The sequence below is a fragment of the Streptomyces sp. NBC_01439 genome (genome assembly GCF_036227605.1).
Lineage (GTDB): Bacteria > Actinomycetota > Actinomycetes > Streptomycetales > Streptomycetaceae > Streptomyces.
The window spans coordinates 4,147,989-4,174,321 of record NZ_CP109487.1 but is presented as its reverse complement, the minus strand read 5'-3'; the positions used below and the strand labels follow the sequence as shown (position 1 = coordinate 4,174,321).

General features: G+C 70.2%; 31 protein-coding genes. 11 read left to right on the top strand and 20 right to left on the bottom strand.

The genetic code is table 11. The features are described 5' to 3' along the window. Positions 1-27 precede the first annotated feature (27 nt). From OG207_RS18410 to OG207_RS18360, 11 genes are all read right to left on the bottom strand, one after another. On the bottom strand, positions 28-918 hold the full coding sequence (locus tag OG207_RS18410; protein WP_329099597.1) for a peptidoglycan-binding protein: 891 nt from the start codon (positions 916-918) through the stop codon (positions 28-30). A gap of 229 nt (positions 919-1,147) precedes the next feature. After that, positions 1,148-1,513, bottom strand: coding sequence for an ATP-binding protein (locus tag OG207_RS18405; protein ID WP_329099596.1), 366 nt, complete (start codon positions 1,511-1,513; stop codon positions 1,148-1,150). A gap of 16 nt (positions 1,514-1,529) precedes the next feature. Then, positions 1,530-2,246 (bottom strand): hypothetical protein, encoded by a 717-nt coding sequence (locus OG207_RS18400; protein WP_329099595.1) that lies wholly within the window; start codon positions 2,244-2,246, stop codon positions 1,530-1,532. Beyond that, positions 2,246-3,355, bottom strand: coding sequence for a hypothetical protein (locus tag OG207_RS18395; RefSeq protein ID WP_329099594.1), 1,110 nt, complete (start codon positions 3,353-3,355; stop codon positions 2,246-2,248). The genes OG207_RS18400 and OG207_RS18395 overlap by 1 nt, the downstream gene beginning before the upstream one ends. Continuing rightward, the gene (locus tag OG207_RS18390) at positions 3,352-4,449 is read right to left on the bottom strand and encodes a hypothetical protein (RefSeq protein WP_329099593.1); all 1,098 of its coding nucleotides are present in this window, start codon (positions 4,447-4,449) and stop codon (positions 3,352-3,354) included. The genes OG207_RS18395 and OG207_RS18390 overlap by 4 nt, the downstream gene beginning before the upstream one ends. Before the next feature lie 117 nt (positions 4,450-4,566). After that, complete coding sequence (locus tag OG207_RS18385) at positions 4,567-5,751, bottom strand: hypothetical protein (protein ID WP_329099592.1); 1,185 nt, start codon at positions 5,749-5,751, stop codon at positions 4,567-4,569. A 46-nt stretch (positions 5,752-5,797) separates the two neighbouring features. Continuing rightward, positions 5,798-6,709, bottom strand: coding sequence for a phage distal tail protein (locus OG207_RS18380; RefSeq protein ID WP_329099591.1), 912 nt, complete (start codon positions 6,707-6,709; stop codon positions 5,798-5,800). Positions 6,710-6,758: 49 nt separating this feature from the next. After that, on the bottom strand, positions 6,759-8,042 hold the full coding sequence (locus OG207_RS18375; RefSeq protein WP_329099590.1) for a tape-measure protein: 1,284 nt from the start codon (positions 8,040-8,042) through the stop codon (positions 6,759-6,761). After that, complete coding sequence (locus tag OG207_RS18370; RefSeq protein ID WP_329099589.1) at positions 8,039-9,238, bottom strand: phage tail protein; 1,200 nt, start codon at positions 9,236-9,238, stop codon at positions 8,039-8,041. Before OG207_RS18370 ends, OG207_RS18375 begins: the two co-directional genes overlap by 4 nt. Before the next feature lie 37 nt (positions 9,239-9,275). Further along, a complete protein-coding gene (locus OG207_RS18365) occupies positions 9,276-10,229 on the bottom strand; it encodes a hypothetical protein (protein ID WP_329099588.1) in 954 nt (317 codons plus the stop codon). Between the two features lie 125 nt (positions 10,230-10,354). Continuing rightward, the gene (locus OG207_RS18360) at positions 10,355-10,549 is read right to left on the bottom strand and encodes a hypothetical protein (RefSeq protein WP_329099587.1); all 195 of its coding nucleotides are present in this window, start codon (positions 10,547-10,549) and stop codon (positions 10,355-10,357) included. A 438-nt stretch (positions 10,550-10,987) separates the two neighbouring features. Between OG207_RS18360 and OG207_RS18355 the strand changes: the two genes are divergently transcribed. Continuing rightward, positions 10,988-11,686: a hypothetical protein gene (locus OG207_RS18355; RefSeq protein WP_329099586.1), complete on the top strand. Its 699-nt coding sequence runs from the start codon at positions 10,988-10,990 to the stop codon at positions 11,684-11,686. Between the two features lie 9 nt (positions 11,687-11,695). On the opposite strand, the gene OG207_RS18350 is transcribed toward OG207_RS18355, so the two are convergent. The 7 genes from OG207_RS18350 to OG207_RS18320 form a co-directional block, all read right to left on the bottom strand. Continuing rightward, positions 11,696-12,007 carry a hypothetical protein gene (locus OG207_RS18350; RefSeq protein ID WP_329099585.1) on the bottom strand — a complete coding sequence of 104 codons (312 nt, stop codon included), beginning with the start codon at positions 12,005-12,007 and terminating at the stop codon, positions 11,696-11,698. A gap of 113 nt (positions 12,008-12,120) precedes the next feature. After that, positions 12,121-12,411: a hypothetical protein gene (locus OG207_RS18345; RefSeq protein WP_329099584.1), complete on the bottom strand. Its 291-nt coding sequence runs from the start codon at positions 12,409-12,411 to the stop codon at positions 12,121-12,123. 92 nt (positions 12,412-12,503) lie between these two features. Then, positions 12,504-13,106: a phage tail tube protein gene (locus tag OG207_RS18340; RefSeq protein WP_329099583.1), complete on the bottom strand. Its 603-nt coding sequence runs from the start codon at positions 13,104-13,106 to the stop codon at positions 12,504-12,506. 109 nt (positions 13,107-13,215) lie between these two features. Continuing rightward, positions 13,216-13,623, bottom strand: coding sequence for a hypothetical protein (locus tag OG207_RS18335; RefSeq protein ID WP_329099582.1), 408 nt, complete (start codon positions 13,621-13,623; stop codon positions 13,216-13,218). 322 nt (positions 13,624-13,945) lie between these two features. Then, positions 13,946-14,143 carry a hypothetical protein gene (locus tag OG207_RS18330; RefSeq protein WP_329099581.1) on the bottom strand — a complete coding sequence of 66 codons (198 nt, stop codon included), beginning with the start codon at positions 14,141-14,143 and terminating at the stop codon, positions 13,946-13,948. Then, the gene (locus tag OG207_RS18325; protein WP_329099580.1) at positions 14,140-14,850 is read right to left on the bottom strand and encodes a hypothetical protein; all 711 of its coding nucleotides are present in this window, start codon (positions 14,848-14,850) and stop codon (positions 14,140-14,142) included. The genes OG207_RS18330 and OG207_RS18325 overlap by 4 nt, the downstream gene beginning before the upstream one ends. Then, the gene (locus OG207_RS18320; RefSeq protein WP_329099579.1) at positions 14,843-15,133 is read right to left on the bottom strand and encodes a WhiB family transcriptional regulator; all 291 of its coding nucleotides are present in this window, start codon (positions 15,131-15,133) and stop codon (positions 14,843-14,845) included. The genes OG207_RS18325 and OG207_RS18320 overlap by 8 nt, the downstream gene beginning before the upstream one ends. A 206-nt stretch (positions 15,134-15,339) precedes the next feature. Here OG207_RS18320 and OG207_RS18315 point away from each other — a divergent pair, with 206 nt between their 5' ends. The 5 genes from OG207_RS18315 (at position 15,340) to tuf (ending at position 20,464) form a co-directional block, all read left to right on the top strand. Continuing rightward, complete coding sequence (locus tag OG207_RS18315; RefSeq protein ID WP_329099578.1) at positions 15,340-15,801, top strand: helix-turn-helix transcriptional regulator; 462 nt, start codon at positions 15,340-15,342, stop codon at positions 15,799-15,801. A 305-nt stretch (positions 15,802-16,106) separates the two neighbouring features. Continuing rightward, the gene (gene rpsL, locus OG207_RS18310) at positions 16,107-16,478 is read left to right on the top strand and encodes a 30S ribosomal protein S12 (RefSeq protein WP_007265893.1); all 372 of its coding nucleotides are present in this window, start codon (positions 16,107-16,109) and stop codon (positions 16,476-16,478) included. Between the two features lie 2 nt (positions 16,479-16,480). Next, positions 16,481-16,951, top strand: coding sequence for a 30S ribosomal protein S7 (gene rpsG, locus OG207_RS18305; RefSeq protein ID WP_007265894.1), 471 nt, complete (start codon positions 16,481-16,483; stop codon positions 16,949-16,951). Between the two features lie 39 nt (positions 16,952-16,990). Next, positions 16,991-19,123 carry an elongation factor G gene (gene fusA / locus OG207_RS18300; protein WP_136229670.1) on the top strand — a complete coding sequence of 711 codons (2,133 nt, stop codon included), beginning with the start codon at positions 16,991-16,993 and terminating at the stop codon, positions 19,121-19,123. 147 nt (positions 19,124-19,270) lie between these two features. Next, positions 19,271-20,464 carry an elongation factor Tu gene (tuf, locus tag OG207_RS18295; protein ID WP_030008455.1) on the top strand — a complete coding sequence of 398 codons (1,194 nt, stop codon included), beginning with the start codon at positions 19,271-19,273 and terminating at the stop codon, positions 20,462-20,464. A 177-nt stretch (positions 20,465-20,641) separates the two neighbouring features. Here the strand turns inward: tuf and rfbC are convergent, their stop codons facing one another. Next, entirely contained in the window at positions 20,642-21,241 is a 600-nt protein-coding gene (gene rfbC, locus OG207_RS18290; protein WP_329099577.1) for a dTDP-4-dehydrorhamnose 3,5-epimerase, read from the bottom strand. Further along, positions 21,238-22,113, bottom strand: a complete 876-nt coding sequence (gene rfbA / locus OG207_RS18285; protein ID WP_329099576.1) for a glucose-1-phosphate thymidylyltransferase RfbA — start codon at positions 22,111-22,113, stop codon at positions 21,238-21,240. Before rfbA ends, rfbC begins: the two co-directional genes overlap by 4 nt. An 81-nt stretch (positions 22,114-22,194) precedes the next feature. Here rfbA and rfbB point away from each other — a divergent pair, with 81 nt between their 5' ends. The 5 genes from rfbB to OG207_RS18260 all read left to right on the top strand — a co-directional run bounded on the left by rfbB (position 22,195) and on the right by OG207_RS18260 (position 26,321). Then, positions 22,195-23,172 carry a dTDP-glucose 4,6-dehydratase gene (gene rfbB / locus OG207_RS18280; protein ID WP_329099575.1) on the top strand — a complete coding sequence of 326 codons (978 nt, stop codon included), beginning with the start codon at positions 22,195-22,197 and terminating at the stop codon, positions 23,170-23,172. After that, a complete protein-coding gene (gene rfbD / locus OG207_RS18275) occupies positions 23,169-24,080 on the top strand; it encodes a dTDP-4-dehydrorhamnose reductase (RefSeq protein WP_329099574.1) in 912 nt (303 codons plus the stop codon). Before rfbB ends, rfbD begins: the two co-directional genes overlap by 4 nt. A gap of 142 nt (positions 24,081-24,222) precedes the next feature. After that, positions 24,223-24,624 (top strand): DUF2304 domain-containing protein, encoded by a 402-nt coding sequence (locus tag OG207_RS18270; RefSeq protein ID WP_094744581.1) that lies wholly within the window; start codon positions 24,223-24,225, stop codon positions 24,622-24,624. Next, complete coding sequence (locus OG207_RS18265; protein WP_329099573.1) at positions 24,621-25,427, top strand: glycosyltransferase family 2 protein; 807 nt, start codon at positions 24,621-24,623, stop codon at positions 25,425-25,427. The genes OG207_RS18270 and OG207_RS18265 overlap by 4 nt, the downstream gene beginning before the upstream one ends. Before the next feature lie 9 nt (positions 25,428-25,436). After that, entirely contained in the window at positions 25,437-26,321 is an 885-nt protein-coding gene (locus OG207_RS18260) for a glycosyltransferase family 2 protein (RefSeq protein WP_329099572.1), read from the top strand. The last annotated feature ends 12 nt before the right edge of the window (positions 26,322-26,333 follow it).

The window sequence follows — 26,333 nt, the reverse complement described above, 5'->3', positions numbered from 1 at the left end:
GGCGTCGGTTCGGCCGGCCCGGCCGGATCAGCCGGAGTACGGGACCTTGAGGGCGTCCCAGGAGGTACGGCCGGGCCAGCCGTCGGCGTCGGCGCCGCGGAAGCCGAGCTTGTGCTGCCACCTCGCGTACGAGCGGCGGTCGGCCTCCGACCAGCGGGGGCCGGGGCCGACGGAGTACGCGGAGCAGCCCTCGGCGACCAGGCGGCGGCCCATGGCGGTCACGATCGGCGAGTTCGGGGAGGCGGTGAAGAAGCCGGAGCCGGGGAAGGGCTGGTAGCGGGTGCCGGTGCCGTCGCCGCCGGTGCCCGGGGCGGGCGGGGTGGGCTTGCCGGTGAGGCGGGCGGCGATCCGGGAGCGCAGGGCCTCCATGGTGAAACCGCGCGGGTCGACCTTGGTGTTGGTCCACTCCTTGTGGCCGATGACGGAGGCGGCCTGCCAGCCGTGGGCGCGGCACAGGGCCGCGGAGGCGCGCTCGATGGCGTCGAGCTGGGCTTCGGGCCAGGGGTCGGTGCCGTTGCCGAGGTTGACGCACTCGAAGCCGTAGAAGTGGGCGTTTCCGTCGGTGTCGTTGCGGCGGGGGCTGGGGAGCGGGGCTTCGGCGGCGACGGCGTCCAGGACGTCGCCGTCGCCGAAGCCGGCGTGGTTGGTGCGGCCGTGGCCGATCAGGTGGATGGTGCCGGCCTTGTCGATGACGCCGTGGCAGAGGGGGCCGGGGAGTTCGGCGTAGCCGTCGCGGCACAGGGCGACGCTGGAGGCCGAGCCGGCGCTGACGGTGTGGTGGATCACGATGCCGTTGACCGGGCCCCAGGCGCCCCTGTGGTTGCGGTTGTGGGTGCGCCAGCCGGGGTGTTCCTGGACGGTTACCCCTTCCGCGCGGAGCGCGGCGAGGAGGGTGTCGGCGGTGAGTGGAGTGGCCATCTGGATCTCCTTCGGGCATGCGAAAGCCCCGGCCGGGGCGGTGGCTCGGCTCGGGGCTGGGGGTACCGGTGGCGGGGCGGGGGTCGGAGATCGGGGCTCCGCCCCGGACCCCGCGCCTCAAACGCCGGCGGGGCTGGCTGTGGCCGGCCGGGCTTGGAGGTGCCTGGCGGGGCTGGACGTGCCTGGTGGGGCTGGATGCGCCGGGCAGGGGTCGGGAGGGCGGCCCGGTTTACGGGGTGGTGGGGGTGAAGCTCGCGCAGAGGGTGGTGTAGGCCGTGACGCGGGCTTCGAAGTCCGCCAGGGCGGCCGAGACCGCCGTGGAGACGGCGGTCTGGTCGGGCAGGACCGGGCCCGTGGGCGGGGGGTTGAGGACCACTTGGCCGGAGCCGCGGAGCTGGGCGCCGAGGTCGCCGTTCTCGGTGAAGTGGGCGGTGACGTAGACCGCCGGGTAGCCGCTGACCGGGTCCGGTTCGAGGGCGCCGCCGAGGCCGGCGTCGTACACGCGGACCTGGATGGTGTGGCCGTGCTCGGTGACGGTGGCGCGGCCCGCGTAGTCGATGGCGATGCCCCAGGGCTGGGTCGGGTCGATGTTCATGGGTTCTCGATTCGGGTTAGCTCTGGGTGCCGTAGAGCATCATCGGCTGGACGTATACGAGGCCGGTGCCGCCCGTGACCATGGCCTGGATCTCGATCTTGACCACGCTGCCGAAGCGGGCGTTGACGTCCGGAGCGACCTTGCCGGTGTTGTCGAACACCGTCGGCGTGGTGACCTCGGGGCCCCACGGCTCGCCGTCGACGAGGACCCGGATCTTGCCGGTGACGCCCGCGGCGGCCGCGGTGAGGCAGTAGAGCCGCATCTTGGGCTGCCAGATCGGGTTGAACGAGCGGGCGACGGTGGTCCAGCCGGTCGCGCTGGTCTGCGGCCAGCGGGTGGTGCCGGTGTCCTGCGGCGGCAGCATGCCCAGCCACGGCCGGGCGAGGCCGCCGGTGACCACGTCGTCGGCGACGATTTCGTTGTTGAACGAGTCGAACACCCGGAAGGCCTGGTCGTAGTCGCCGGTGGAGACGTTGCGCACGCTCAGCGCGGTCTTGCCGCTCTTGCGCTTGATCTCCAGGCCGTACTCCGTCGGCGACCAGGCCCCGACACCGAGGATCTTGGTGCCTTTCACGGGCTCCACCACGGACAGCGAGCCGCCGTCGCTGATCCTGACCTCGCCGCCGGAGATGGTGTTGAGCGCGGGGCGGGTGTTGACGGCCGTGGACAGCTGCTGGATCCGGCGTTCCATGGCGGTCAGCCGGTCGATGATGTCCTCGGGCAGCTGGGGCATCAGGCCTCCTCAAGGTAGAGCTCGGCGGTGTCCGGCCGGCCCCGCTCGGGCGGGGTGACCTTGGCGCCGATGATCCGGTAGCGGGCGTCGAGGCCTTCCGAGAACCACTCGTCGGTGATCCGGATGCGGGCGGTCCGGCCGAGCAGCGTCGGGGGGACCATCTCGCCCAGGCGGATGGTGATCGCGGGGATGACGACGGCTCCGCGCGCCTGGGCCAGTTCGGCTTTGGCGAGCGAGGTCAGCACGTTCTTGTCCGAGACCTCGTTGTGGTCCGAGGACAGGTCGATCCGCGGCCAGCCGCCGGTGATCAGGTCCTGGGCGACCTGCTCCGCGGAGACCACCGGCCGTGACTCCTCGGTCTGGTTGGTGTTGGCCGAGGCGCCGCGGGCCCGGGCGGTGGTGCCGCCGCGGGTGGCGTCGCGTGGGAAGGAGTACGAGAGGATCGCGCCGGGCCGGTCCAGTACGAGGTCCGTGGCGCCCGTGTGGATGCGCGGGCTGCCGAGCCGCAGCAGGCGGGTGCGGGCCCCGGTGGCCGGGTCGCGGAAGACGGAGATGTAGTGCTCGAAACCGTGCTCCCCGGAGGCCAGGAACTCGATCGCCTCGGAGTACTCGGTCTCGTCGCCGTCCCGCCAGGACGCCGTGCGGTACCGGTCGGTCATCACCTGCGGCTCGAACGTGACGCCGATGTCACCGCCCGGCGTGGCCTGCATCCGGCGCCACAGTTCTTCGGCGGCCTGCACCTGCTCCATGGACGGCGGGATGGTGATGTCCTCGCGGATGCGGCGCCGGGCCGCGTACGAGTCGAAGGTCGCGGCCTGGAGGGAGAGGCTGACCACGCCCCGATCGGTGCTCTGCAGGGTGCTGGTCCAGACGATGCCGCCCCACCACAGGTCGCCGCCGCGCTCCAGGTAGACCGCGGTGCGGCCCTCCTCGATGCGGGCGACGCGGGCGGCGATGGCGGAGTCCGGGATCGGGATGGTGCCGGACAGCGCGCCCGGCTTGCCGATGTAGTCGTCGATGGAGACGTCCCGCAGGGGCAGGATGTCGATGGTCCGGTCGGTCCGCAGATCGCAGAAGATCGCGCGGTAGGGGGTGTGGATGGTGCTCACTGGGCCGCCGCTTCGTAGGTGGCGCTGCCGTGGAGGGTGTGGCCGGCGGCCCAGGTCCACGGGGTGACGCCGTCCACGATGCCGGAGACCGCGACGGAATCGCCGGACGGCATGCCGGAGGAAAGCTCCAGCTCGAAGAACGTGGTCGAGGTGCAGCGGATCCTGGCCACAGCGCGCTCCCGTGTACCCATCGCCAGGTCGGCGAAGCCGACGCACTTGATCGCGGACGCGGCCTTGACCGGAAGGGTGAACCGCCAGTTGTCGGCGGCGCTGGCGCCGGCACCGAAATTGGTGGTGGTGCCAAAGGTGAAGGCGAAGTTCATGTGCACGGTCGGGCCCTGCTGGATGTAGCGGGCGATGACCTCGGCGTTGCCGAAGGAGGGCGTGGCGTTGCCGGTGAAGGTGGTCCACACCGGTGTCCAGTTCTGCCAGGTGGGCTTCGGCGGGTACGGCATCCAGGCCGTGCCGTCCCAGCGCTGCAGGCCGCCGTCGATGTCCCGGTACTGGCCCGGGTAGGCACCGATCGCGGTGTCGCCGGTGACCGGCAGGATGCCGCCGAGCCCGACCGTGGTCGTGCGCTGGCCGACCAGGGCGTTGGTCCAGTTGATCCCGCCGTTGCCCGCGCTGGCGCCGGCCGGGACGGCGACCGTGTAGAGGGCGAGGGAGAGCGCCGGGGTCGCGGGGGCGACCGGGGTGGCCGCCGGGACCCCGGTGATGATCTCGACCGCTGCGTCGGTGCGCCCGGACGCGTCGTACTCGTTGTCGCGGACGCGCAGCACGATCAGGTCGATCCGGGGGTACTGGGCGTGGCCGTCGGCGAACGTCAGGCCCAGCGTCTGGGTGAGCGCGACCGGGTAGGCGCCCTGGGCGTCGGTGCCCTGGATGACCGCCCGGCCCGGGTGGACGGTCGCACCCATCGCGGTGGTACCCATCACGGTGAAGCCGGAGATCCGCCACTTGCCGTCGGGGGAGCCGGGCAGGATACCGGACCGGGTGGCGACGGGTGAGGTGGGGGTGAGGGCGCCGAAGGAGGCGACGCGGGTGTCGGAGCGGGTCTGGCCGGTGACCGGGAGCCAGGCGGAGCGGACGTTCACGGATTTCTCCTGGGGTTCTCGGGGTGGAATAAGGAACGGGCAGGGCGGGTGGGGCAGCCAGGGCGGCCTTCGGAGCGGCGGGCTCCCAGGGCCGCGGGGCCCTGGATCAGCGGGGTCCTAGATCATCGGCTCGACGCGGAGGAAGAGGTTGTCGAACCAGGTATCGACGCCCGGGATGCTGACGCGGTGCATCAGGGTGACCGCGTAGGGGAGGTCGGCGCTCAGGCCGGACAGCCGCGTGGTGGTCGACGCCGAGGTGCCCGGGTCACCGGCGGTCATCACGGCCCGCTCGTCGTCCGGGGCCCAGATCTCGGTGCCCCCCTGGGTCACGCGTACGCTCGTGTACGCCGCCGCCTGGCTGTTGCCGACCGGTGACATGCGGGCCCCGTAGGTGAGGAGTACGGAACCCGAGGCCGGCGCCGCGAAGGTGACCTGCACCTGGGGGACGGCGCTCTCCTCCAGGGTCCGGGTGTAGGTGACGGAGGTGGTGGAGCCGCCGTCGAGGCTCTCGGCGAACTGCGGGCCGGGGAAGGCGGGCAGCCAAGCGGTGCCGCTCCAGCGCTGGAGGACCCGCTGCGGGGTGTCCCGGTACTGGCCCACGTAGCTGGCGGTCGTCACCGTGCCCTTGGGGGCGATGCCGCCCATGGCCGACGGGTACGGGACCCACGCAGTGCCGTCCCAGCGCTGGAGGGAGCCGTTGGAGTCCTGGTACTGGCCCGGGTACGCGCCGGGGGCGATGTCGCCGAGGACCGGCAGGATGCCGCCGACGGACACGGTGGGGACGCGCAGGTCGGTCAGGGCCGTGCCCCAGTTGATGCCGCCCTTGCCGGCGCTGGCGCCGGCGGGGACGGAGACCTTGTAGAGGGGGAGGGAGAGCGGGGGCGCCGCGGGGGCGACCGGGGTGGCGGACGGGGTGCCGCGGATGATCTCGACGGCGGCCTCGTACTTGCCCGAGGTGTCGTAGGAGCCGTCGTAGATGCGCAGGACTACCAGGTCGATGCGGTTCCCCAACGCGTCGCCGTCGGCGAAGGTGAGCGTCACGTCCGCGTCCAGGGTCACCGGGTACGCGCCCTGGTTGCTCAGCCCCTGGATGACGGCACGGCCCTCGTTGAGGGTGGCGGCCATGGCGGAGGTGCCCTCCATCCAGAAGCCGGAGACCCGGAACTGGCCGTCGTACGAGCCGGGCAGGATGCCGGAGCGGGCCTGGAGCGGATTGGCGGGGGTGGTCGCGCCGACCTGGGTGAGCCGGGTGTTCTCGCGGGTCTGGCCGGTGAGGGCCACCCAGCTGGAGTGCAGGGTCATGGGTTTCTCCGTTCATCGGTGTGGATCGGGTGGGCGGTGGTGCCCGCTACCACTCGGCGCTGCGCCAGCGGACGGTCATCACGGCGCCCGGCGCGGCGCTGTCCGGACGGAAGGACAGCTCGGCGACACCCGGCTCAAGGGCGAAGAGTTCCTCGGGGCTGCTGTCCGCGGTGGCCGTGTGGCGGCGCGAGGCGGTGCCGTTGAGGGTGACCGTGCCGGCCGCCGTGTCGACGACCAGCTCGTCGCCGGAGGTGAGGTCGATGTCGTACCGCAGGCGGCGGCGGGTGGTGCGCTCGGTCACCGACGGGGTGCTGCACGGGCCGCGGAAGGTGATCACCGGGTGGGTGGCGGCGGAACCGGTGTTCTCGGCCGCCGAGTCGCCGGTCTTGGCGGCCTGACCCCAGGTCAGGGGCCAGACCAGCGGCCAGGTCAGCCCGCTCTCCGGCTCCGGGGCCGGGACGATCGCGGACTGCTCGCCGATCAGGTAGCGGCGGGGGTCGGTCGCCGTCCACTGGAGGGAGGCCTTGGCCGCGCCCTGGGTGGCGTACACGCGGTCGGCGGGCAGCACGCGCTGGCTGATCCGGGCGCGCACGGCGAGGACCTCGCCGTGCATCCGTACGGCCAGCCAGCGTTCGGCGTCGCCCAGGGCCATCGCCTGGCGCAGGATGCGGACCGTACTCAGGGAGGCGCCCCGCGCGGGCGTCATCCACACCGTGCCGCCGATCTTGCGGGGCTTGGCGTAGCGGGCGCCGGGCCAGGCGCCGTGGCCGGTGGGGCGTTCGGCGTCGGAGCTGTCGTACTCCGGCAGGTCTTCCCAGCCGGTCAGTCCCGACCGGTCGACGGTGAAGGGGGTACCGGGCCCGAGAAGCAGTCCGGCCCACTGCATCTGCCCGTCCTGGGTGATGAGTGAGCCGGGTGCGTGGTCGGCGGTGTAGGTGTCTGTGATGGTCTCGGCCATGGCGGGCCGTCACCTCGCTCTCGGGGATGGGGCGGGGATGTCCGGTGGATCATGCGTGGGCGGCGGCGAGGAAGAGCAGGTCCTCGGCGGTCGAGCGGGGGCCCGCGCCCGCGGACTCCCGGTACTCCCGTATGCGGTGGGGGCCCTGGCCCGGGGAGGGCGGAGGCGCGGGTGCGACGCGACGGTGGTCGAGGTCGGATACGGGGTTGATCCGCGGGGCCGAGCCCATGGACATCGGCCAGACGACGCCGCCTTCGGCGAGCATCGGGATCTTGTCGAGGTCGACGCCGAACTTCTTGCCGAGGAGCTCGAAGCTGAGGTCCTCCAGGCCGTCGATGATCCAGTTGGCGAAGGCGATCATGCCGTTGAACGGGCCGGTGACCACGGCGAGCACGGCCTGCAGGCCGGTGGTGACGAAGCGGCCGATGCCGTTGAGGGAACCGGACAGCGACGAGCTCACCCGGGAGAACGCCCCGGGCAGGGTGCCGGTCAGGAAGGTGATCACCGGGCGGATCGGGGCCATGATCGCGTTGAAGGTGCCGGAGGCGATGCCGCGCAGCGCGTTGCTGGCCGAACCGGCGGCACTGCCGGTCCGGGAGAAGCCGTTGACGGCTCCGCGCAGACCGCCCACCACCGCCGAGATGACCTCGAAGTACGTCTTGAAGTACGTGGTCACGATCGTGCGGACGGTCGCGAGCAGCGGGGTGAGGAACTTCGCGTACTCCTCGAACACCTTGAGGACCACGGTGAACGTCTGCTCGATCAGGCGCCGGCCGGTCTCGGAGTTCATGGCGAGTTCGATGAGCCAGGCGCCGAGCGGGATGAGGATGCCGAGCACGAAGCCGATCGGGTTGGCCCGCATGGCCACGTTGACCGCGGTCATCACGACGGCGCCCACGGTCATGGCGATGCCGAAGGTGCTCATGAGCGTGGAGACGATCCCGATGGCCGGCAGCAGGCCGCCGATGACGGCCAGGACGCCACCGGTCTTCGCGGCCAGTTTCCGCAGCGAGGCCACGACCCCGCGGGCCCCGGAATCCACCCGCTTGGTGCCGGTGGCCGCCCGGGTCGCGGACTGGCCGAGCTTGGCCGCGGACGTGGCGGCTGCAGCGGCCTGGGTCTTCAGCCCGGCCAGCACCTTGCCGGCCTGGGCGGCCGCCGGCGCGAGCCGTGCCGTGTCGGAGGCGGCCTTCTTGACCGCGGAGCCGACCTGCTTCAGCGACGAGGCGACCTGGCGGGCGTTCCCGGTGGCCGCCCCGACCTGGGTACGGACACGGCCCATGGACCTCGTGAGGCCGCCGAAGGGGTTCACCGCGACGACGGCCGCACTCATCCGCGCGCCTTCGCCAGGTACATCAGCGCGTCGGCCGTGCGCTGCGGGTCGGTGTTCTGCGCGGCGTAGTAGTGCTCGATGTGCAGGGCGGAGCCCTCACCGGAGCCCGGGGCGGCGGAGGTCATCCGGGCGCGGGCGGCCGTACGGGCGAGCAGGCGGTCGAGCTTCGACAGCGGCAGCACGGCTTCGGCCTCGCCCGCCTCGGCGAGGATCGCCGGGACACCGCCGCTGCGCGGCATGACCACACCGCCGGTGGCGAGCATGGGGATGGTGGGCAGGCTGACGCCGAAGCTCTTGCCGCCGACGAAGGGGACCCAGCCGGGGACGCTGACGCGGATCCGGTTGATCCGGCTGATCATGGAGTTGATCAGGCTGATGACGGAGTTGATGGGGGACTTGACCGCGCCGACGATGGCGCCGAACGCGCCGGAAGCGATGCCCTTGAGCCCGCTCCAGGCGCTGGACATCCGGTCCTTGACGGCGTTGAAGGCGTTCGGGACGGCCGACTTGATCCAGTCGACCACCGGCATGATGACGGCCTTGATGCCGTTCCACACGCTGCTGATGACCGAGCGGACGCCGTTCATCACACTGGTGATGACCGACTTGATGCCGTTGAAGGCGGACTTCACGGCGTTGCCGATGGCCGAGACGATCGGCAGGACGGCGCTCTTGACGCTGTTCCACACCGACTTGATCAGGTTGCCGGCGCCGCGGATGATCGGGCCGATGGCCTTGATGACCGTGGAGATCACGGTCCGGATGGCGTTGAAAGCGGTCCGGATCACGGTCTGCATCGTCTTCGAGCGCATCGCCATTTCGACGATCTTCTCGATGAGCGGCATGAACAGTTCGATCAGGCGGGCGAGGAAGTTGCCCCTCATGGACTTGTTGAGCTTGTCCTGGCCCGAGGCGGCCCGGTCGGCGCCGGTCTTGAACCGGCCGAGCTGCGTGCCGGCCCGCTGACCGGTCTGGCCGGCCTTGGACATCGCCCGTTCGGCCTGGTCGGCGGCGGTCTTGAGGCTCTTGAGCTGGCCGGTGGAGCCCTGGGCGTTCGTACGGAGCGTTCTGAGCTGGCCCGAAGCACGGTTGCCGGCGTCGCCGACCCGCTTGACGGGGGCCGCGGCGCCGGAAGCCTGCGTCTTGAGGTTGCGCAGAGCGTCCGAGGCGCGCTTCGTGGAACTGGCGAGAGTCATGGTGGTCACACCTCCTTTGTGTGGTGAGGGCTGCGGATCAGCCGAGGGCGCCGGCGGTGGTCTGGGCCGACGAGATGACACCCCGCAGCGCGGGAGCCAGGGGCTGGAGGGCGCCGGTCAGTCTGCGGGTGGCGCCCTCGAGGCTGCTGGCGGCCCGGGCGCTGGCCCTCATGTCGCCCGACTTGGGGATGTCGGAGGGCTTGAGGTTCCGGAGGACGATCTTGAGGCGGAGGAAGGCCTGGGTCGCGTTCCTCACGTCATCGACCTTCAGCCGCTCGATCGCCCCCCTCAGCTTGTCGAGGGCGTCGGCGGTCTTCTTCAGCGCCGAGTGGTTCGTCGGGAGCTTCTTGGGGTCGAAGTTCCTGAGGGCGGTCTTGAGGCTCTTGATCGCATCGGCGGCCGCCGTGACCTCGGTGTTGTTCTGGTTGGCCACGGCATTCTTGAGCTTGCCGATGGCCGTCGCCCGGGCGGTCATCTCCTTCGCCTGGGGGAGTCGCCGCACCTGGTCGGCGTAGGTCTGCAGCAGCGGGTTCGTGTCGGTGAGCTCCCTGCGCAGCGCCTCCACCCGCTCCGGGGTCAGGTCCGCGGCGGCGCCTGGCGGCGCGCCGGTGAGCCGGGCCGGGAGCTTGCTGACGAAGCGGGCGGCGAGGATGGTGACGAGGATTCCGGCGGCGGCCGTGACGGCGTACGCCCACCACTGCTCGTGGTTCTCGAAGATGGGGCTCTTCTTGAGTGCGGCGGCGGCGGACTCGAGCCGCAGTTGCTGCAGCAGCTCGACCGCCAGGGGGTTGACGACCTCGTGATGGATGTCCTTGATGTCCTTGGCGATGGGCTCCAGGAGCGCAGCCAGGCTGACGTTCGTGACGAAGTTCGCCGCGCCCAGCTGCGCGACGAGCTCCGGAGGGTGCGAGGTGTACCACTCGAGCAGTTGGGAGGCGGTGAGCGGTTTCTCGCCCTTCGGGGGGTCCGGCGGTTTTTCTTCGGATATCACCCGTGAAGGCTGCGGGTCTTCGATTGCCATGGTGTTCCTCCGCTTCCGGCCGGTCGGGCCAAGCGCCAAGAAGCCCCCGCCGGTCGAACATCGGCGAGGGCTCGGTCGGACAAAGGGCTGCGGGGCTACTGCGCGGGGCGCCGCGACTCGGAGAGGGCGTCGTTCCAGCCGGCCGTGTACGCGCGGGTCTCGCGGCTGGTGATCTCGGCGTGCAGGGAGCCGAGCAGGGCCCTCTTGTCGAGGGGGGCGGGTCCGTCCAAAAGCTGGCTGAGGCGGTCGTGGAGCGCGAGCTGCGGTGATCCCTCGGCCTGCTGGGTCATGGACGCCTGCCTTCCAGTTGCTTGCCCTTGCTGCGTGGTGGCGCCGCGGGTCGGGAGCGGGGGCACCGGTTGTCGAATGTGTGTGCGAACAGAGTTAAGAACATTCGTTCGATGTTTGTCGAGCTGGAAAGCCCCCTCGGCGCGTCACGGGGTCCGGCGTGAGGTCCGTTACTCGGGATGCGTGTACCAAGAACAGGGAGTTTCAGGACGACCGGGTACGCTTGATCACTGTTCCCCGCCCAGGAACGCGCGTGTCACGCGGGGCGCGAGGGGAGCCTGGGGGCGGGAAGGCAGTGCTGACGCATGGACAGGGAAGCGGGCGCCAGAAGGCGTGACCATGCCATCGACTGGCTTGAAATGGTCCCTGACCTGCCCCATTTGTTTGCGCGGCTGTCAGAACTTGTACATGCGGCGGGCTTCGCACCCGAGGATCTCGTCGTGATACCGAGGGCGGAGATCGACCGCCGGGAGACGGCCGCCTTCACCGCCGGATGGGCCGAGGCGATGTCCGAGGAACTGCCTCGGATCCGCCGCGAGTACGAGAAACGGGTCGCAGAGGCGTACGCCGCGGGTGGCGGACGCGGAGGCGATGCGGCCGCCCGGCGCACTCCCGGCGACGGCCGGGGGGCCACCGTGATCCGGCTGCCGTTCGCCACGCTGCTCGAACCCTCGCCCCTGATGGTGGAGACCGAGGAGCGGATGCGCCGGGCCCAGGAGATCCTGGACCGGCGTTCCGACACCGGCCCCCCACCGGCCGCCGAGCCGGATCCGGGACCCATCCCGCCGCCGCGCCGTCACAAGGACGGCGAAACGCCCCGGGAGCCGGTCATGACCGCTCCCGCGGCGCCGGGCGCCGCCCGCGCGACGCGCGCGCGAGGCGACGCGCGCGAGAAGCGCGCGACGCCGGTCGGCCGGAAGGTCGTACGGCGCAACGGGCGCCCCATCGTGCCGCCACTGGAATCCGTACCCGTACAGCCGCGCCCGCAGGGCACCCCGGCCGACCTCCCGGCGGACGGGCCGGGGGCGGACGGGGGCCCGGACCGGCTGACTCTGGCCGACCGGGCCCGGGCCCTGGCTCAGGACCTGGAGACCCGGGCCGGCCCGGGCAGGCCCGAGCCCCCCGAGCAGGGTGACTGACCCGTACGGTCAGCCGAAGAAGCGGACGAGCTTGTCCGGGGAGACGGCTTCGGCCTGGGCCGCGTCCGTGTCCGGGTCCGGGTCGGACTCCGCATCCGACTCGGAACTCCTCGGCTTGCCGTCCGGCCTCGGCACCGGCTTCGGTGCCTCCGGCGGATCGTCGTCCTCCGCCGTGTTGACGCAGGCGAACATCCAGTTGCCGGCCGCCAGGTGGTCCACGGTGGCCGCCAGCAGGTGGTCGGTCACCGACCAGTCGGCGGCCTCGCCGAACAGGTCCCGGTTGACGGCGCTGTCCTGCGGCAGGTGCTTGATCAGGACCATCAGGCGCCGCGAGGAGAGCTCCCCGCGGTGCCAGTCAAGGAGGTCCTTGCCGTAATAGCGGAGCAGGTCCGCTTCGAGGGCCTCGGCGTGTTCGTCGACGAACTCGACGAGGCTCAGCCTTCCCCCAGGCCGAGCCCGGTCTCCTTGCCGTAGGCCTCGAGGATCGCGGCGACGTCCTGCATCGTGATGTCGTGCTGCTCGAAGCGCTCGAACTGCTTGTCACCCAAGAGGACGCGCAGCAGACCGTCCACGTCGTTGTCGTCGAGCTTGCGCAGCCCCTTGGCCGCTGCCCGGCTGAGCTCGGTGGGGAGGGTGTACGTCTCGTCGTCCAGCTGGAAGGACCAGGAACGGCCGAGGGCTTCCTGGCGCTGGGCGCGGGCCGCGTTGACGTCGAAGCCTGCCATGGTGATGGGTCTCCTCTGGGTGAAGGTGGATCGGAAGAGGTGGGGGTGGGGCGGGGCGGCCCGGAGGCAGCCCCGCCCCGTCAGGGGCCGGATCAGCCGGCGGCGTACGCGCCGTCCTTCATGACGAAGCTCGCCAGCGGCTTGTCGTCGCCCGCGGCCAGCGCGGTGAAGGTGATGCCGAGCGTGGAGGCCGCCTTGCGGGCCAGCTTGATGTCGTCGGAGGCGGTGACCTGGCCGCGCGGGATGTAGAAGCGGTAGGTTACGACCGAGCCGTCACTGGCCTTGGTGTCGGTGAACTCCAGGCCCAGCGCACGGGCGTCCGACTTCGGCGAGTCCGCGATGTCGTAGCGGTAGATGCCGTTGGACGGGGTGGCCTCGTCGGCCACCGCGCCGCCGCCCATGAAGAACGGCAGCGTCAGCTCGTTGAACTGGAGCAGCGAGAACTTCAGGGACAGGTCCCGGTCGGAGTAGGTGAAGTGGACCGGGCTGACGGCCTGCCACGAGTCGATGGGCTCGAGCTTGTCCTTCTTGGAGAAGGTGACGCCGTCGGCCGTGGAGAAGCCGAGGTCCTTCCAGTTGGCGCCCCAGTCGGTGTCCGGCTTGCCGGTGAAGGCGGTCGGAAGGGCCGTACCGGCGGCGGCGACGAAGATGCGGCCGCTGCCGGCAACGCGGATCTCGGACGAGTTTCCTGCCATGGTGATGCTTCTCCTTGTATAGAGGTCTGCCGGTCCGGAGCGCGGATGTGTCCGCGTCCGGGTACGGCAAAGGCCCCACCGGGCGGCGGGGCCTTGGTCTGTGGGAGCGTCAGAAGACGCTGAGGGACACCTGGATCACGCAGACGTAGCGGTTCGCGCCGCGGTACAGGTAGTCGGGCAGCCAGCGAGGACCGTCCTGCTCCTCGACATCGGTGAAGGCGTTCGAGCCGATGGTCTTGCCGAGCGTGGCGAGCAGGGCCCGCCGCGCGGCGTTGGCCAGGGTGTGGGCGGCGGCCTTGGTCGGGCCGTACACCTCCAGCTCGATCAGCGGACGGTCGACGTGCAGGTCGCCGGTCCAGGCGCCGCCGCGGCGGTTGACCAGGACGGCCCGCTGCGTGCCGTCGAACCCGGCGGGCGGGTCGACGGCGACGGCGGCCGCGGACAGGGCGGAATCGGCCTTGAGGACGTCGACGACTAGGGCCTCGACGTCGGGGAAGGCACTCGGGGGAGTGGTCACGACGGATCACCTCAGCTGGTGGGTGGCGGGGATGCCGGGCGGTGCCCGAAGGGGGGCGAGGGGCGGGCACCGCCCGGCGGGGGGAGCGGCCGGCCGCCGCCCGTCCTGCGGGCGCAGCTCTGCCGCTGCACCAACTGTGACACGTTGCGTGCGCGCGCGCAACAAATTCGTGCGGGCAGTTCACCAAGGCCGCGTCCGGGCCGTCTCCCGCGGCCGTCCGGCCCGCTTCCCGCGGACTCCGCACGCTTCTCGCGAAACGCCGGATGCCCGGCCTCCACGGGGGAGACCGGGCATCGGTGCGTTCGGGCGAGCGGTACGGGGGTCAGGCCGGGGCCGCGCGGCGGCTGGCGGCCCGTTCCGCGGCGAACACGTCCTCCAGGCGGAACAGCTGCGCCCGGCCCGCCTTCCCCGCCGCCGTGAGCCGGCCGAGCTGGACCCACTTGCGGATCGTGGCGGGGGCGACCCCCGCCTCATGGGCGGCCACCGGGCCGGGGATCAGGGAGGGGAGCGGAGCGATCACTGCTGGGTTCCTTCCATCGCGGAGTCGAGTTCCTCGGTGCGGCAGCCCGACTCGGCGGCCAGCGTGGCCCACTCCGTCTCGGGCCACAGGTGGCGGTAGGCGGGATCGTCGTGGCAGCCGCAGTCCCCGACCGTGCAGCGGCAGGCCGGGTTCACGCACAGCACCGCCCGCCGGTCGGGGAACGCGCGCAGCGAGACGGAGTCGCACCACGGGCAGCGCCCGGAGACCCGTACGACCTGCTCGGTGTCGCCGAGTACGCGGGCGCAGCGGCGGGCCATCCGGCGCAGCTCGTCGCGCACGTGGCGGGCGAGCACCGGGTGGGCCCCGATGCCGTCCAGCATGGCGGCGAGCCGGCGCAGCCGCTCCGGGACCGGAGCGCGCCGGGGGCGGGGGATGCCGAGCCGGGCGCACACGGCCTCCTCCAGCTCGACCACCCCGTCGGTGACGTCCCGGATGGTGTCGGAGACGTGCAGCCGGATCGGGGCGGCGCTGTGGCCGGAGGCGGTCAGGCCGTGCTCCTGCTGCAGGAGCAGGGCCTCGCGCCGCTCCACGCGGACGAGCTCGTCGTCACGCGGGCCGCGCGGGGCCGGGACGTGCGCGGAGAAGGCGGCGGCGCGCCCGGGCGCCAGCTCTTCGCAGAGCTCGGGGAAGTTGCGGATCAGCGAGGCGATCCACAGCGCGGTGTCGCCGGTACGGAGGTCAGGCACGGGAGCTCCCGGTGGGCGAGGTGAGGGCGGCGGGGCGGCCGTTGCGCCACAGCCGGCCGGCGCACACTCCGTCGAACCAGCTCTCGGCCGGCGCGACGGCTTGTTCGCACTGGTGCCGGACCGGGCAGGCGGCGCAGGCGCGCAGGGCCGGGGCCGCGTCCTTGATCCGGCGGGCGAAGACGACGGTGGGCGGGAGGTCGGCGCACGCGGCGGAGGCCTGCCAGGGCCAGGGGACGGCGGTGCGCGCGGCGGCGGGTGGGGCTGGGGGCGGGGCAAGGGGCATGGTGACGACTCCGCGAGGCTGGGACGACCGTGGCTCAAGGCCGCCTCACTGTGGCATGTTGCGTGCGAGCGCGCAATCAAGAACCTCATTACTTGCCCTTGACTTAGGTTGTGCTTTATTTATGGAGGTCATAATTCCGTGCGCGCAAGCACGCTAAGATGTGCTGTCATGGTGCGGATTGCGAACGGCGGACTGAGGAGCGGCACATGGGCACTCTGGAACTTGACGCGTTCGCGGCCTGGGTGGAAACCCTGATGCGGCAGCGTGGATACGACATCGACAGCCCGCGAGGCGGCGGCAAGTCGAGGATCGCGGACGAGGCCGGGGTGCACCGTGCCGCCGTCACGCGCCTGCTCCAGCGCCAGAGCATGCCCGACCTGGAGACCATGCGCCGGATCGCCCCGCTCCTCGGTGTCTCCGTGCGCGACATGCTGATCCGCTCCGGCCGGGTCGCCCCCGAGGAGCTCCCGCTGGCCGCGCAGGAGCTGCCGCCCGGCGGCCGTACGCCCACCATCGAGGACTTCGCCCGGTGGCTGGGTGTCCCCGAGGGCCGCCGCGAGGTCTTCGTCAAGGTCGTCAGTCAGTTTCTGGAGCCCGACGCGGCCCCGGGCGAGGTTCCCGCCGAGCCGTCGGCCGTCGCGGAGCCGCGCCGCCGGGTGCAGGACTGATCCGGCCTTCCCGCACTCGACCGGCGGCGGCCCCGGTCGCCGCCACCACTTGCGCCCGGTGTGTTTTCGTGCTGGGCATTTGTTTTGACCTACCTCTGTGAGGTAGGTACGCTCTGACCTTGTGCCTGGGGTGTGCCTAGGCTCACGTGCGTGTCCATCAACCGCACGTGAGCCGAGTCGGCCACCGCGATCCATGCGTTTCCGTGCTTGCGCGGAGGTCCGCCGGATCCGACACACCCGACCGCGTGGGTCGGCAAACGTTCCAGGTTAGTTTCACTACACGGCACACAGAAACCGGAGAAGTAGTGCCTACGATCCAGCAGCTGGTCCGTAAGGGCCGGCAGGACAAGGTCGAGAAGACAAAGACCCCCGCGCTTGAGGCTTCGCCCCAGCGTCGCGGCGTCTGCACGCGTGTGTTCACGACCACCCCGAAGAAGCCGAACTCGGCGCTCCGTAAGGTCGCGCGTGTGCGTCTGACCTCCGGCATCGAGGTCACCGCTTACATTCCGGGTGAGGGACACAACCTGCAGGAGCACTCGATCGTGCTCGTGCGTGGTGGCCGTGTGAAGGACCTGCCGGGTGTTCGTTACAAGATCATCCGCGGTGCGCTTGACACCCAGGCTGTCAAGAACCGCAAGCAGGCCCGCAGCCGCTACGGCGCCAAGAAGGAGAAGTAAGAATGCCTCGTAAGGGCCCCGCCCCGAAGCGCCCGGTCATCATCGACCCGGTCTACGCATCTCCTCTGGTGACGTCGCTCATCAACAAGATCCTCCTGAACGGCAAGCGCTCCACCGCCGAGCGCATCGTTTACGGCGCCATGGAAGGCCTCCGCGAGAAGACCGGCAACGACCCGGTCATCACGCTGAAGCGCGCGCTGGAGAACGTCAAGCCGTCCCTCGAGGTCAAGTCCCGCCGTGTCGGTGGCGCGACCTACCAGGTCCCCGTCGAGGTCAAGCCGGGTCGCCAGTCGACCCTGGCCCTCCGCTGGCTCGTGGGTTACTCCCGCGCCCGCCGTGAGAAGACCATGACCGAGCGCCTCATGAACGAGCTGCTCGACGCCTCCAACGGTCTTGGCGCTGCCGTCAAGAAGCGCGAGGACACGCACAAGATGGCCGAGTCCAACAAGGCCTTCGCGCACTACCGCTGGTAGTCCCACCCCACATCGAGACCGAGAGAAGACCGAAGCCTTATGGCTACCACTTCGCTTGACCTGGCCAAGGTCCGCAACATCGGGATCATGGCCCACATCGACGCGGGCAAGACGACCACCACCGAGCGCATCCTGTTCTACACCGGTGTGTCGTACAAGATCGGTGAGGTCCACGACGGCGCTGCCACGATGGACTGGATGGAGCAGGAGCAGGAGCGTGGTATCACCATCACGTCTGCCGCGACGACCTGCCACTGGCCCCTCGAAGACGTTGACCACACGATCAACATCATCGACACCCCGGGTCACGTCGACTTCACCGTCGAGGTAGAGCGTTCGCTCCGCGTCCTCGACGGCGCCGTCACCGTCTTCGACGGTGTGGCCGGCGTCGAGCCGCAGTCCGAGACCGTTTGGCGTCAGGCGGACCGCTACGGCGTGCCGCGCATCTGCTTCGTCAACAAGCTCGACCGCACCGGCGCAGAGTTCCACCGCTGCGTCGACATGATCAAGGACCGCCTCGGTGCGGTTCCGATCGTCATGCAGCTCCCCATCGGTGCCGAGGCCGACTTCCAGGGTGTCGTCGACCTCGTCACGATGAAGGCGTTCGTCTGGTCCGCCGAGGCGACCAAGGGCGAGATGTACGACATCGTCGACATCCCGGCCACGCACACCGAGGCTGCTGAAGAGTGGCGCGGCAAGCTGGTCGAGACCGTCGCCGAGAACGACGACGAGATCATGGAGCTGTTCCTGGAGGGCAACGAGCCCACCGTCGAGCAGCTGCACGCCGCCGTCCGTCGGATCATCCTGAACTCCGGCAAGGGCAAGGGCGAGCCCACGATCACCGCGGTGTTCTGTGGCACGGCGTTCAAGAACAAGGGCGTTCAGCCCCTGCTCGACGCCGTCGTCCGCTACCTGCCGTCGCCGCTGGACATCGAGGCCATCGAGGGCCACGACGTCCGCGACGCCGAGGTCGTCGTGAAGCGCAAGCCGTCCGACGAGGAGCCCCTCGCCGCGCTCGCGTTCAAGATCATGAGCGACCCGCACCTCGGCAAGCTCACCTTCGTCCGGGTTTACTCGGGCCGCCTGGAGGCCGGCACTGCGGTGCTGAACTCCGTCAAGGGCAAGAAGGAGCGCATCGGCAAGATCTACCGCATGCACGCCAACAAGCGTGAAGAGATCGACGCGGTGGGCGCCGGCGACATCGTCGCCGTCATGGGCCTGAAGCAGACCACCACCGGTGAGACGCTGTGTGACGACAAGCAGCCCGTGATCCTGGAGTCCATGGACTTCCCGGCTCCGGTCATCCAGGTCGCCATCGAGCCCAAGTCCAAGGGTGACCAGGAGAAGCTGGGTGTTGCCATCCAGCGTCTCGCGGAGGAGGACCCCTCCTTCCACGTTCACTCGGACGAGGAGACGGGCCAGACCATCCTCGGCGGTATGGGCGAGCTGCACCTCGAGGTGCTGGTCGACCGTATGAAGCGCGAGTTCAAGGTCGAGGCCAACGTCGGCAAGCCGCAGGTCGCGTACCGCGAGACGATCCGCAAGGCCGTCGAGCGTCACGACTACACGCACAAGAAGCAGACCGGTGGTACCGGTCAGTTCGCCAAGGTGCAGATCGCGATCGAGCCCATCACCGAGACCGACGGTCCGGCGTACGAGTTCGTGAACAAGGTCACCGGTGGACGCGTCCCGAAGGAGTACATCCCTTCGGTCGACGCCGGTGCGCAGGAAGCCATGCAGTTCGGCATCCTGGCCGGCTACGAGATGACGGGCGTTCGCGTCACGCTTCTCGACGGTGGCTACCACGAGGTCGACTCCTCGGAGCTCGCCTTCAAGATCGCCGGTTCGCAGGCCTTCAAGGAGGCCGCGCGCAAGGCTTCTCCCGTGCTCCTCGAGCCGATGATGGCCGTAGAGGTCACCACGCCCGAGGACTACATGGGTGACGTCATCGGTGACATCAACTCCCGCCGTGGCCAGATCCAGGCCATGGAGGAGCGTCACGGTGCTCGCGTCGTGAAGGGCCTCGTGCCCCTTTCGGAGATGTTCGGCTACGTCGGAGACCTCCGCAGCAAGACCTCGGGTCGCGCCAGCTACTCGATGCAGTTCGACTCCTACGCCGAGGTTCCCCGGAACGTCGCCGAGGAGATCATCGCGAAGGCCAAGGGCGAGTAACTCTTCCGAGTACACGCTTTAGGCTTGTCACCGGAGCCTCTGGGGCAACAGGAGTACCCCTCCATTGCCCCGGAGGGCCGGCTTTCCAGCAAAGATCACCTGGCGCCGATCTGTAAGGCGTACAGAACCACTCTCCAGGAGGACCCCGTGGCGAAGGCGAAGTTCGAGCGGACTAAGCCGCACGTCAACATCGGCACCATCGGTCACATTGACCACGGTAAGACGACCCTCACGGCCGCCATTACCAAGGTGCTGCACGACGCGTACCCGGACCTGAACGAGGCCTCGGCCTTCGACCAGATCGACAAGGCTCCTGAGGAGCGCCAGCGCGGTATCACCATCTCGATCGCGCACGTCGAGTACCAGACCGAGGCGCGTCACTACGCCCACGTCGACTGCCCGGGTCACGCTGACTACATCAAGAACATGATCACCGGTGCCGCGCAGATGGACGGCGCGATCCTCGTGGTCGCCGCCACCGACGGCCCGATGCCGCAGACCAAGGAGCACGTGCTCCTGGCCCGCCAGGTCGGCGTCCCCTACATCGTCGTCGCCCTGAACAAGGCCGACATGGTGGACGACGAGGAGATCCTGGAGCTCGTCGAGCTCGAGGTCCGTGAGCTCCTCTCCGAGTACGAGTTCCCGGGCGACGACCTGCCGGTCGTCCGCGTCTCCGCGCTGAAGGCGCTCGAGGGCGACAAGGAGTGGGGCGAGAAGCTCCTCGGCCTCATGTCCGCCGTCGACGAGGCCATCCCGACCCCGCCGCGTGACACCGAGAAGCCGTTCCTCATGCCCGTCGAGGACGTCTTCACGATCACCGGTCGCGGTACCGTCGTCACCGGCCGTATCGAGCGTGGTGTCCTGAAGGTCAACGAGACCGTCGACATCATCGGTATCAAGGAGACCAAGACCACCACCACGGTCACCGGTATCGAGATGTTCCGCAAGCTCCTCGACGAGGGCCAGGCCGGTGAGAACGTCGGTCTGCTCCTCCGTGGCATCAAGCGCGAGGACGTCGAGCGCGGCCAGGTCATCATCAAGCCCGGTTCGGTCACCCCGCACACCGAGTTCGAGGCCCAGGCCTACATCCTGTCGAAGGACGAGGGTGGCCGTCACACCCCGTTCTTCAACAACTACCGTCCGCAGTTCTACTTCCGTACCACGGACGTCACGGGTGTCGTCACCCTGCCGGCCGGCACGGAGATGGTCATGCCGGGCGACAACACCGAGATGACGGTCGCGCTGATCCAGCCGGTCGCCATGGAGGAGGGCCTGAAGTTCGCCATCCGTGAGGGTGGTCGTACCGTGGGCGCCGGCCAGGTCACCAAGATCACGAAGTAATTTCGTGCTCTGACCTGGTAGCCCGTTCACCGGGCACCAAGTTGCACTGAAGGGCCCCGGCCCATCGCCTCGGCGGTGGGACGGGGCCCTTCGGCATGTCCGCCCACGGGCGGACGGTACGACTGAGGGCCGCACCCCCGTACGGGGTGCGGCCCTCAGTCGTGTTGCGGCGGCGGGTCAGCTCACGCGCAGGGACTCGGTGAACTCGACGCACGCGGCGTGGTCGGGCAGCAGACCGGTCGCGAGGGCGTCGGCCAGCGAGGGGGCGGCCTCGTCGCGGGCGGACAGCAGCGGCACGTCGGCCGGCCACTCGATGCCCAGATCGGGGTCGAGCGGGTGCACCGAGTGCTCGCCGGTCGGGTTGTACGTCTCCGAGCAGAGGTACGACAGCGTCGCGTCGTCGCTCAGCGCGCAGAAGCCGTGGCCGAGGCCCTCGGGGATGTAGACCGCACGACGGTCCACGTCGTCGAGGCGGACGCCCTCCCACTGGCCGAAGGTGGGGGAGCCGACCCGCAGGTCGACGATGACGTCGAGCACGGCGCCGCGCACGCAGGTCACGTACTTGGCCTGGCCGCGCGGTACGTCGGCGAAGTGGATGCCGCGGACCACGCCCGCGGAGGAGACCGAGAGGTTCGCCTGCGCCAGGTTCAGCGGGTGACCGACGACCTCGGCGAGGCGGTCGAAGCGGTACCACTCGGTGAACAGGCCGCGCGGGTCGCCGTGCAGCTGCGGGGTGACCTCGAAGGCGCCGGCTATGGAGAGTTCGCGGAACTTCATCGGGCGTCCTCCTCGGCGAGCAGCATCAGCAGGTAGTCGCCGTAGCCGCTCTTGGTCAGCGGCTCGGCGAGCGCGCGCAGCTGCGCGGAGTCGATCAGGCCGGCCCGCCAGGCCGCCTCCTCGATGCAGCCTATTTTGAAGCCCTGGCGCTCCTCGATCACGCGGACGAACTCGGAGGCCTGCACCATCGAGACGAAGGTGCCGGTGTCCAGCCACGCGGTACCGCGGTCGAGGATGGTCACGTTGAGCTCGCCGGCCTGGAGGTACGCGTCGTTGACGGCGGTGATCTCCAGCTCGCCGCGGGCACTGGGCTCGAGGCCGCGGGCTATCTCGACGACCCGGTTGTCGTAGAAGTACAGACCCGGCACCGCGTAGCGGGACTTGGGCTTCTCCGGCTTCTCCTCGATGGAGATCGCCTGGCCGTTCTCGTCGAACTCGACCACGCCGTAAGCGGTGGGGTCCGCGACCGGGTACGCGAACACGCGGCCGCCCTTGGCGTCCGTGTGCCGGGCGAGGCGGGTGCCGAGGCCACTGCCGTGGAAGATGTTGTCGCCGAGGATCAGGGCGACGGACTCGTCTCCGATGAAGTCGGCACCGAGGACGAACGCCTGGGCGATGCCTTCCGGGCGCTCCTGGACGGCGTACTCCAGCCGCAGGCCGAACTGCGAGCCGTCGCCGAGCAGTCGCTCGAACTGGTCGCGGTCGTCCGGGGTGGTGATGATCAGGATTTCGCTGATGCCCGCCATCACGAGGGTCGAGAGGGGGTAGTAGATCATCGGCTTGTCGAAGACGGGCAGCAGCTGCTTCGAGACGGCCCGGGTCAGCGGCCAGAGTCGAGATCCGGTGCCACCGGCCAAGAGGATTCCACGCATGGAGAGAACCCTATGCGAGAGGGCGTGGGGGAGCGGACTCAGCACATGTGACGTTGGGCGGACCGCTAGACTCTTCGTATTATGCGCATCCTCGTGACCGGCGGCGCCGGCTTCATCGGTTCAGAATTCGTCCGCCAGCAGCTCGCTGCAGATGCCACGGCGCAGATCACTGTCTTCGACAAGCTGACGTACTCGGGCGTCGAGGCCAACCTCGCCCCGGTCGCCGACCACCCCGGATACGCCTTCGTCAAGGGCGACATCTGCGACGCGGACGCCGTCGACCAGGTCATGCCCGGTCACGACGTCGTCGTGCACTTCGCGGCCGAGTCCCACGTGGACCGTTCGATCGCCGGCGCGGGCCCGTTCGTGATGACCAATGTCGTGGGCACCCAGGTGCTGCTCGACTCCGCCCGCAAGCACGGCGTCGGCCGCTTCGTCCACATCTCCACGGACGAGGTCTACGGCTCGATCAACGAGGGCTCCTGGACGGAGGAGTGGCCGCTGGTGCCCAACTCCCCGTACTCCGCCTCGAAGGCGTCGTCCGACCTGCTGGCGCTGGCCTACCACCGCACCCACGGCATGGACGTGGTGGTCACCCGCTGCTCCAACAACTACGGGCACTACCAGTTCCCGGAGAAGGTCATCCCGCTGTTCGTCTCGAACCTGATGGACGGCAAGAAGGTCCCGCTGTACGGCAACGGCGGCAACGTCCGCGACTGGCTGCACGTCTCCGACCACTGCCGCGGCATCGACCTGGCCATGCGCAAGGGCCGGGCCGGCGAGGTCTACAACATCGGCGGCGGCACCGAGCTCACCAACAAGGAGCTCACCGGTGTCCTGCTGGAGGCCGCCGGCCTCGGCTGGGACATGGTCGAGCAGGTCGAGGACCGCAAGGGCCACGACCTCCGCTACTCCATCGACATCAGCAAGATCGGCGCCGAGCTGGGCTACACCCCGCAGGTCACCTTCGAGGACGGCATCAAGGCCACCATCGACTGGTACCGCGAGAACCGTGCCTGGTGGGAGCCGCTGAAGGCGAAGGCGGCCCTGCAGAAGTGACCGCCGACCTGCGAGCCGGCCGCTGGCTCGTCACCGGCGCCGCCGGAATGCTCGGCCAGGACGTCCTGGCCGTCCTGAAGGACGCCGGCATCGAGGCCGCGGGCCTGCGTCGAGCCGACCTCGACATCACCGACCCGGCAGCCGTCCGGGCCGCCGTCGAGGGCGTGGCCGTCGTCGTCAACTGCGCGGCCTGGACCGACGTGGACGGTGCCGAGACCGCCGAGGAAGCCGCCACCGCCGTCAACGGCACCGGCGTGCGCGTCCTCGCCGCGGCCTGTGCCGACACCGGTGCGCGCCTGCTGCACGTCTCCACCGACTACGTGCTGCCCGGCAATGCCGTGCAGCCGTACCCCGAGGACGCCGAGACCGGTCCGGTCAACGCCTACGGGCGCTCCAAGCTGGTCGGCGAACAGGCCGTCGCCGAGTTGCTCCCGCAGGACGGCTACATCGTGCGGACCGCGTGGCTGTACGGCGAGCACGGGGCGAACTTCGTCGCCACCATGCTGAAGCTGGCGGCCCAGCGGGACACCCTCGACGTGGTCGACGACCAGCACGGTCAGCCCACTTGGTCCTACGCGCTGGCCCGGCACCTGGTCGACCTCGGTCTCGCCGCGCTGGCGGGCAGGGCCCCCGGCGGGATCTACCACGGCACCGCGAGCGGCCGCACCACCTGGATGGGGCTGGCGCGCGAGGCCTACCGACTGAGCGGGCTCGACCCCGAACGGATCCGGCCGACGACCTCCGAGGCGTTCGTCCGTCCCGCCGTGCGACCGGCCTTCAGTGTCCTTGCTCACGACGGCTGGTCGGCCGCCGGGCTGGAACCGCTGGCCGACTGGAGGGTTCAGCTCGCCGAGGCGATCACCCGCCCCGCCTTCGCTGATCTGCTGGGACTCCCCTCCACGAGGTGAGCCGGCGGGGCTGATCGCCCCACACGCACGTCGTCAATGGGGCCCGGTACGCAACCTTTCGGGCCCCGTTGGCGTCATGTGCCGTGCCATATGCTTCTCCTATAAAGATGTTGGCCCCTTCGCGCGAAAGGCGCCGTCCGCTGTGCGACTCTCCGTTTTGACCTCCATCACCGGTCTTCTGGTGCTGGGGTACATCCTCGAGCTGCTGCGCCGCCAGCAACTGCGGGAGAAGTACGCGGCGATATGGCTCGCCATCGGATTGCTGGCCGCCCCGCTCGGGTTCGTCCCCGACCTGCTGGACCCGGTGGCCAGGAGCCTCGGCGTGGCGTCCGGCGTGAGCCTGGTGTTCTTCATCGGGTTCGTCCTGGTCCTGCTGGTGAGCCTGCACCTCAGCTGGGAGACCAGTCGGCTGGAGGCGGAGACGCGCACCCTGGCGGAGGACGTCGCGCTGATCCGCGCGCACCTCGTGCAGCAGGGCGGATACCCCAGTACGTCGCCGCGCGCGGAGGAATCCGGCGCCATCGAGGCACAGGTGAACTCGTGAACGACGGTCGTCGCGTTCTGATCATTCTTCCCGCCTGGAACGAGCAGGACGGACTGCCCTCCGTCCTGCGGGAGATCCAGCAGCAACTGCCGTACGTGGACACCCTGGTGGTCGACGACGGCTCGGCGGACAACACCGCCGAGGTGGCCCGGGCGGCCGGCTCGGCCGTCGCCCAGCTGCCCTTCAACCTCGGTGTCGGCGGCGCGATGCGGCTCGGCTACCGCTACGCGCAGCAGCACGGCTACGACGTGGCGATCCAGGTGGACGCCGACGGCCAGCACGACCCGGCGTACGTACCGGCGCTGCTGGAGCGCCTCGCCGTCGGTGACGCCGACCTGGTCATAGGCGCCCGGTTCGCCGGCGACGGCGACTACACGGTGCGCGGCCCGCGCAAGTGGGCGATGTCGCTGCTGTCCGTGGTGCTGTCGCGCATCACCCGGACCAAGCTCACCGACACCACCTCGGGCTTCCGTGCCTGCAACCGGCCGCTCATAGAGTTCTTCGCCCGCTGGTACCCCGTGGAGTACCTCGGGGACACCATCGAGTCCATGGTGGGCGCCGCCCGATCCGGCTTCACCGTGCGCCAGATTCCCGTGGCGATGCGCGAGCGGACCACCGGCCGGCCGAGCGCCTCGCCGTTCAGGGCCATGGTCTACCTCACCCGGGCCGGCCTCGTGCTGCTGCTCGCGATGATCCGCCGGATGCCCGGCGAGCTCAAGACGTTCACGCCCGGCACCCCGGCGTACAGCGCCTTCCAGCAGCGCACCGCCGAGCTGGTCGCGCGCGAACTGACCAAGGCGTAGGCGGAGAGCATGTCGCGTTTCGAAATCCTCCTGCCGTACTACGGCGACGTCGCGCTGATGCAGGACGCCGTCCGCAGCGTCCTGGCCCAGGACGGCGACGACTGGCGCCTCACCGTCGTCGACGACGGCCGCGAGCCGGGCGTCCCCGAGTGGTTCGAGCAGCTCGCCGACCCCCGCGTCCGCTACCTGCGCAACGAGCGCAACCTCGGAGTGACCGGCAACTTCAACCGCTGCGTCGAGCTCGCCGAGTACGCGTACCTGGTGCTCATGGGCTGCGACGACCTCATGCACCCGAACTACCTGCAGGTGGTGCGGGCCGCCGCCGACCGCGAGCCGACCGCCGCGATGATCCAGCCCGGCGTCCAGGTGATCGGCACCGACGGCCTGCCGTACGACACCCTCGGCGACCGGACCAAGCGCAAGCTGTACGCACCCAAGGGCCCCGGCCGGGCCCTGCTCGGCGGCGAGGAGCTGGCCACCAGCCTGCTGCGCGGGAACTGGCTGTACTTCCCGTCGATCTGCTGGCGCACCGAGGCGGTCAAGCGCTTCGGCTTCCGCACCGACCTCGGTGTGATCCAGGACCTCGCCCTGGTCGTGGACCTGCTGGTGGCGGGGGAGTCCCTGGCCACCACGCCGGAGGTCTGCTTCAGCTACCGCCGGCACGCCGAGAGCGAGTCCTCGGCCAAGGCCTTCACCGGTCACCGCTTCGAGGAGGCCAAGCGCTTCTTCGTGGAGACCGCCAACCGCTTGGACCGGCACGGCTGGCCGCGCGCCGCCAAGGTGTCCAGGCTGCACCTCTCCTCCCGGCTGCACGCGATCACCCTGCTGCCCGGTGCCGCCATCAAGGCCGGCCGGCCCGGTGTCAGCGCCATGCTCCGCCACGCCACGCGCTGAGCGTGCGGCCGA

Bases quoted from the DNA above. Each gene is read 5' to 3' on its own strand.
- OG207_RS18340 (WP_329099583.1), bottom strand. From the start codon at position 13,106: ATGGCAGGAAACTCGTCCGAGATCCGCGTTGCCGGCAGCGGCCGCATC.
- rfbB (WP_329099575.1), top strand. From the start codon at position 22,195: ATGCGCATCCTCGTGACCGGCGGCGCCGGCTTCATCGGTTCAGAATTC.
- OG207_RS18370 (WP_329099589.1), bottom strand. From the start codon at position 9,238: ATGACTCTCGCCAGTTCCACGAAGCGCGCCTCGGACGCTCTGCGCAAC.
- OG207_RS18260 (WP_329099572.1), top strand. From the start codon at position 25,437: ATGTCGCGTTTCGAAATCCTCCTGCCGTACTACGGCGACGTCGCGCTG.
- OG207_RS18410 (WP_329099597.1), bottom strand. From the start codon at position 918: ATGGCCACTCCACTCACCGCCGACACCCTCCTCGCCGCGCTCCGCGCG.
- rpsG (WP_007265894.1), top strand. From the start codon at position 16,481: ATGCCTCGTAAGGGCCCCGCCCCGAAGCGCCCGGTCATCATCGACCCG.
- OG207_RS18360 (WP_329099587.1), bottom strand. From the start codon at position 10,549: ATGACCCAGCAGGCCGAGGGATCACCGCAGCTCGCGCTCCACGACCGC.
- OG207_RS18375 (WP_329099590.1), bottom strand. From the start codon at position 8,042: ATGAGTGCGGCCGTCGTCGCGGTGAACCCCTTCGGCGGCCTCACGAGG.
- OG207_RS18320 (WP_329099579.1), bottom strand. From the start codon at position 15,133: ATGCCCCTTGCCCCGCCCCCAGCCCCACCCGCCGCCGCGCGCACCGCC.
- OG207_RS18400 (WP_329099595.1), bottom strand. From the start codon at position 2,246: ATGCCCCAGCTGCCCGAGGACATCATCGACCGGCTGACCGCCATGGAA.
- OG207_RS18380 (WP_329099591.1), bottom strand. From the start codon at position 6,709: ATGGCCGAGACCATCACAGACACCTACACCGCCGACCACGCACCCGGC.
- fusA (WP_136229670.1), top strand. From the start codon at position 16,991: ATGGCTACCACTTCGCTTGACCTGGCCAAGGTCCGCAACATCGGGATC.
- rfbC (WP_329099577.1), bottom strand. From the start codon at position 21,241: ATGAAGTTCCGCGAACTCTCCATAGCCGGCGCCTTCGAGGTCACCCCG.
- OG207_RS18345 (WP_329099584.1), bottom strand. From the start codon at position 12,411: ATGGCAGGCTTCGACGTCAACGCGGCCCGCGCCCAGCGCCAGGAAGCC.
- OG207_RS18350 (WP_329099585.1), bottom strand. From the start codon at position 12,007: ATGGTCCTGATCAAGCACCTGCCGCAGGACAGCGCCGTCAACCGGGAC.
- OG207_RS18385 (WP_329099592.1), bottom strand. From the start codon at position 5,751: ATGACCCTGCACTCCAGCTGGGTGGCCCTCACCGGCCAGACCCGCGAG.
- rfbA (WP_329099576.1), bottom strand. From the start codon at position 22,113: ATGCGTGGAATCCTCTTGGCCGGTGGCACCGGATCTCGACTCTGGCCG.
- OG207_RS18315 (WP_329099578.1), top strand. From the start codon at position 15,340: ATGGGCACTCTGGAACTTGACGCGTTCGCGGCCTGGGTGGAAACCCTG.
- OG207_RS18405 (WP_329099596.1), bottom strand. From the start codon at position 1,513: ATGAACATCGACCCGACCCAGCCCTGGGGCATCGCCATCGACTACGCG.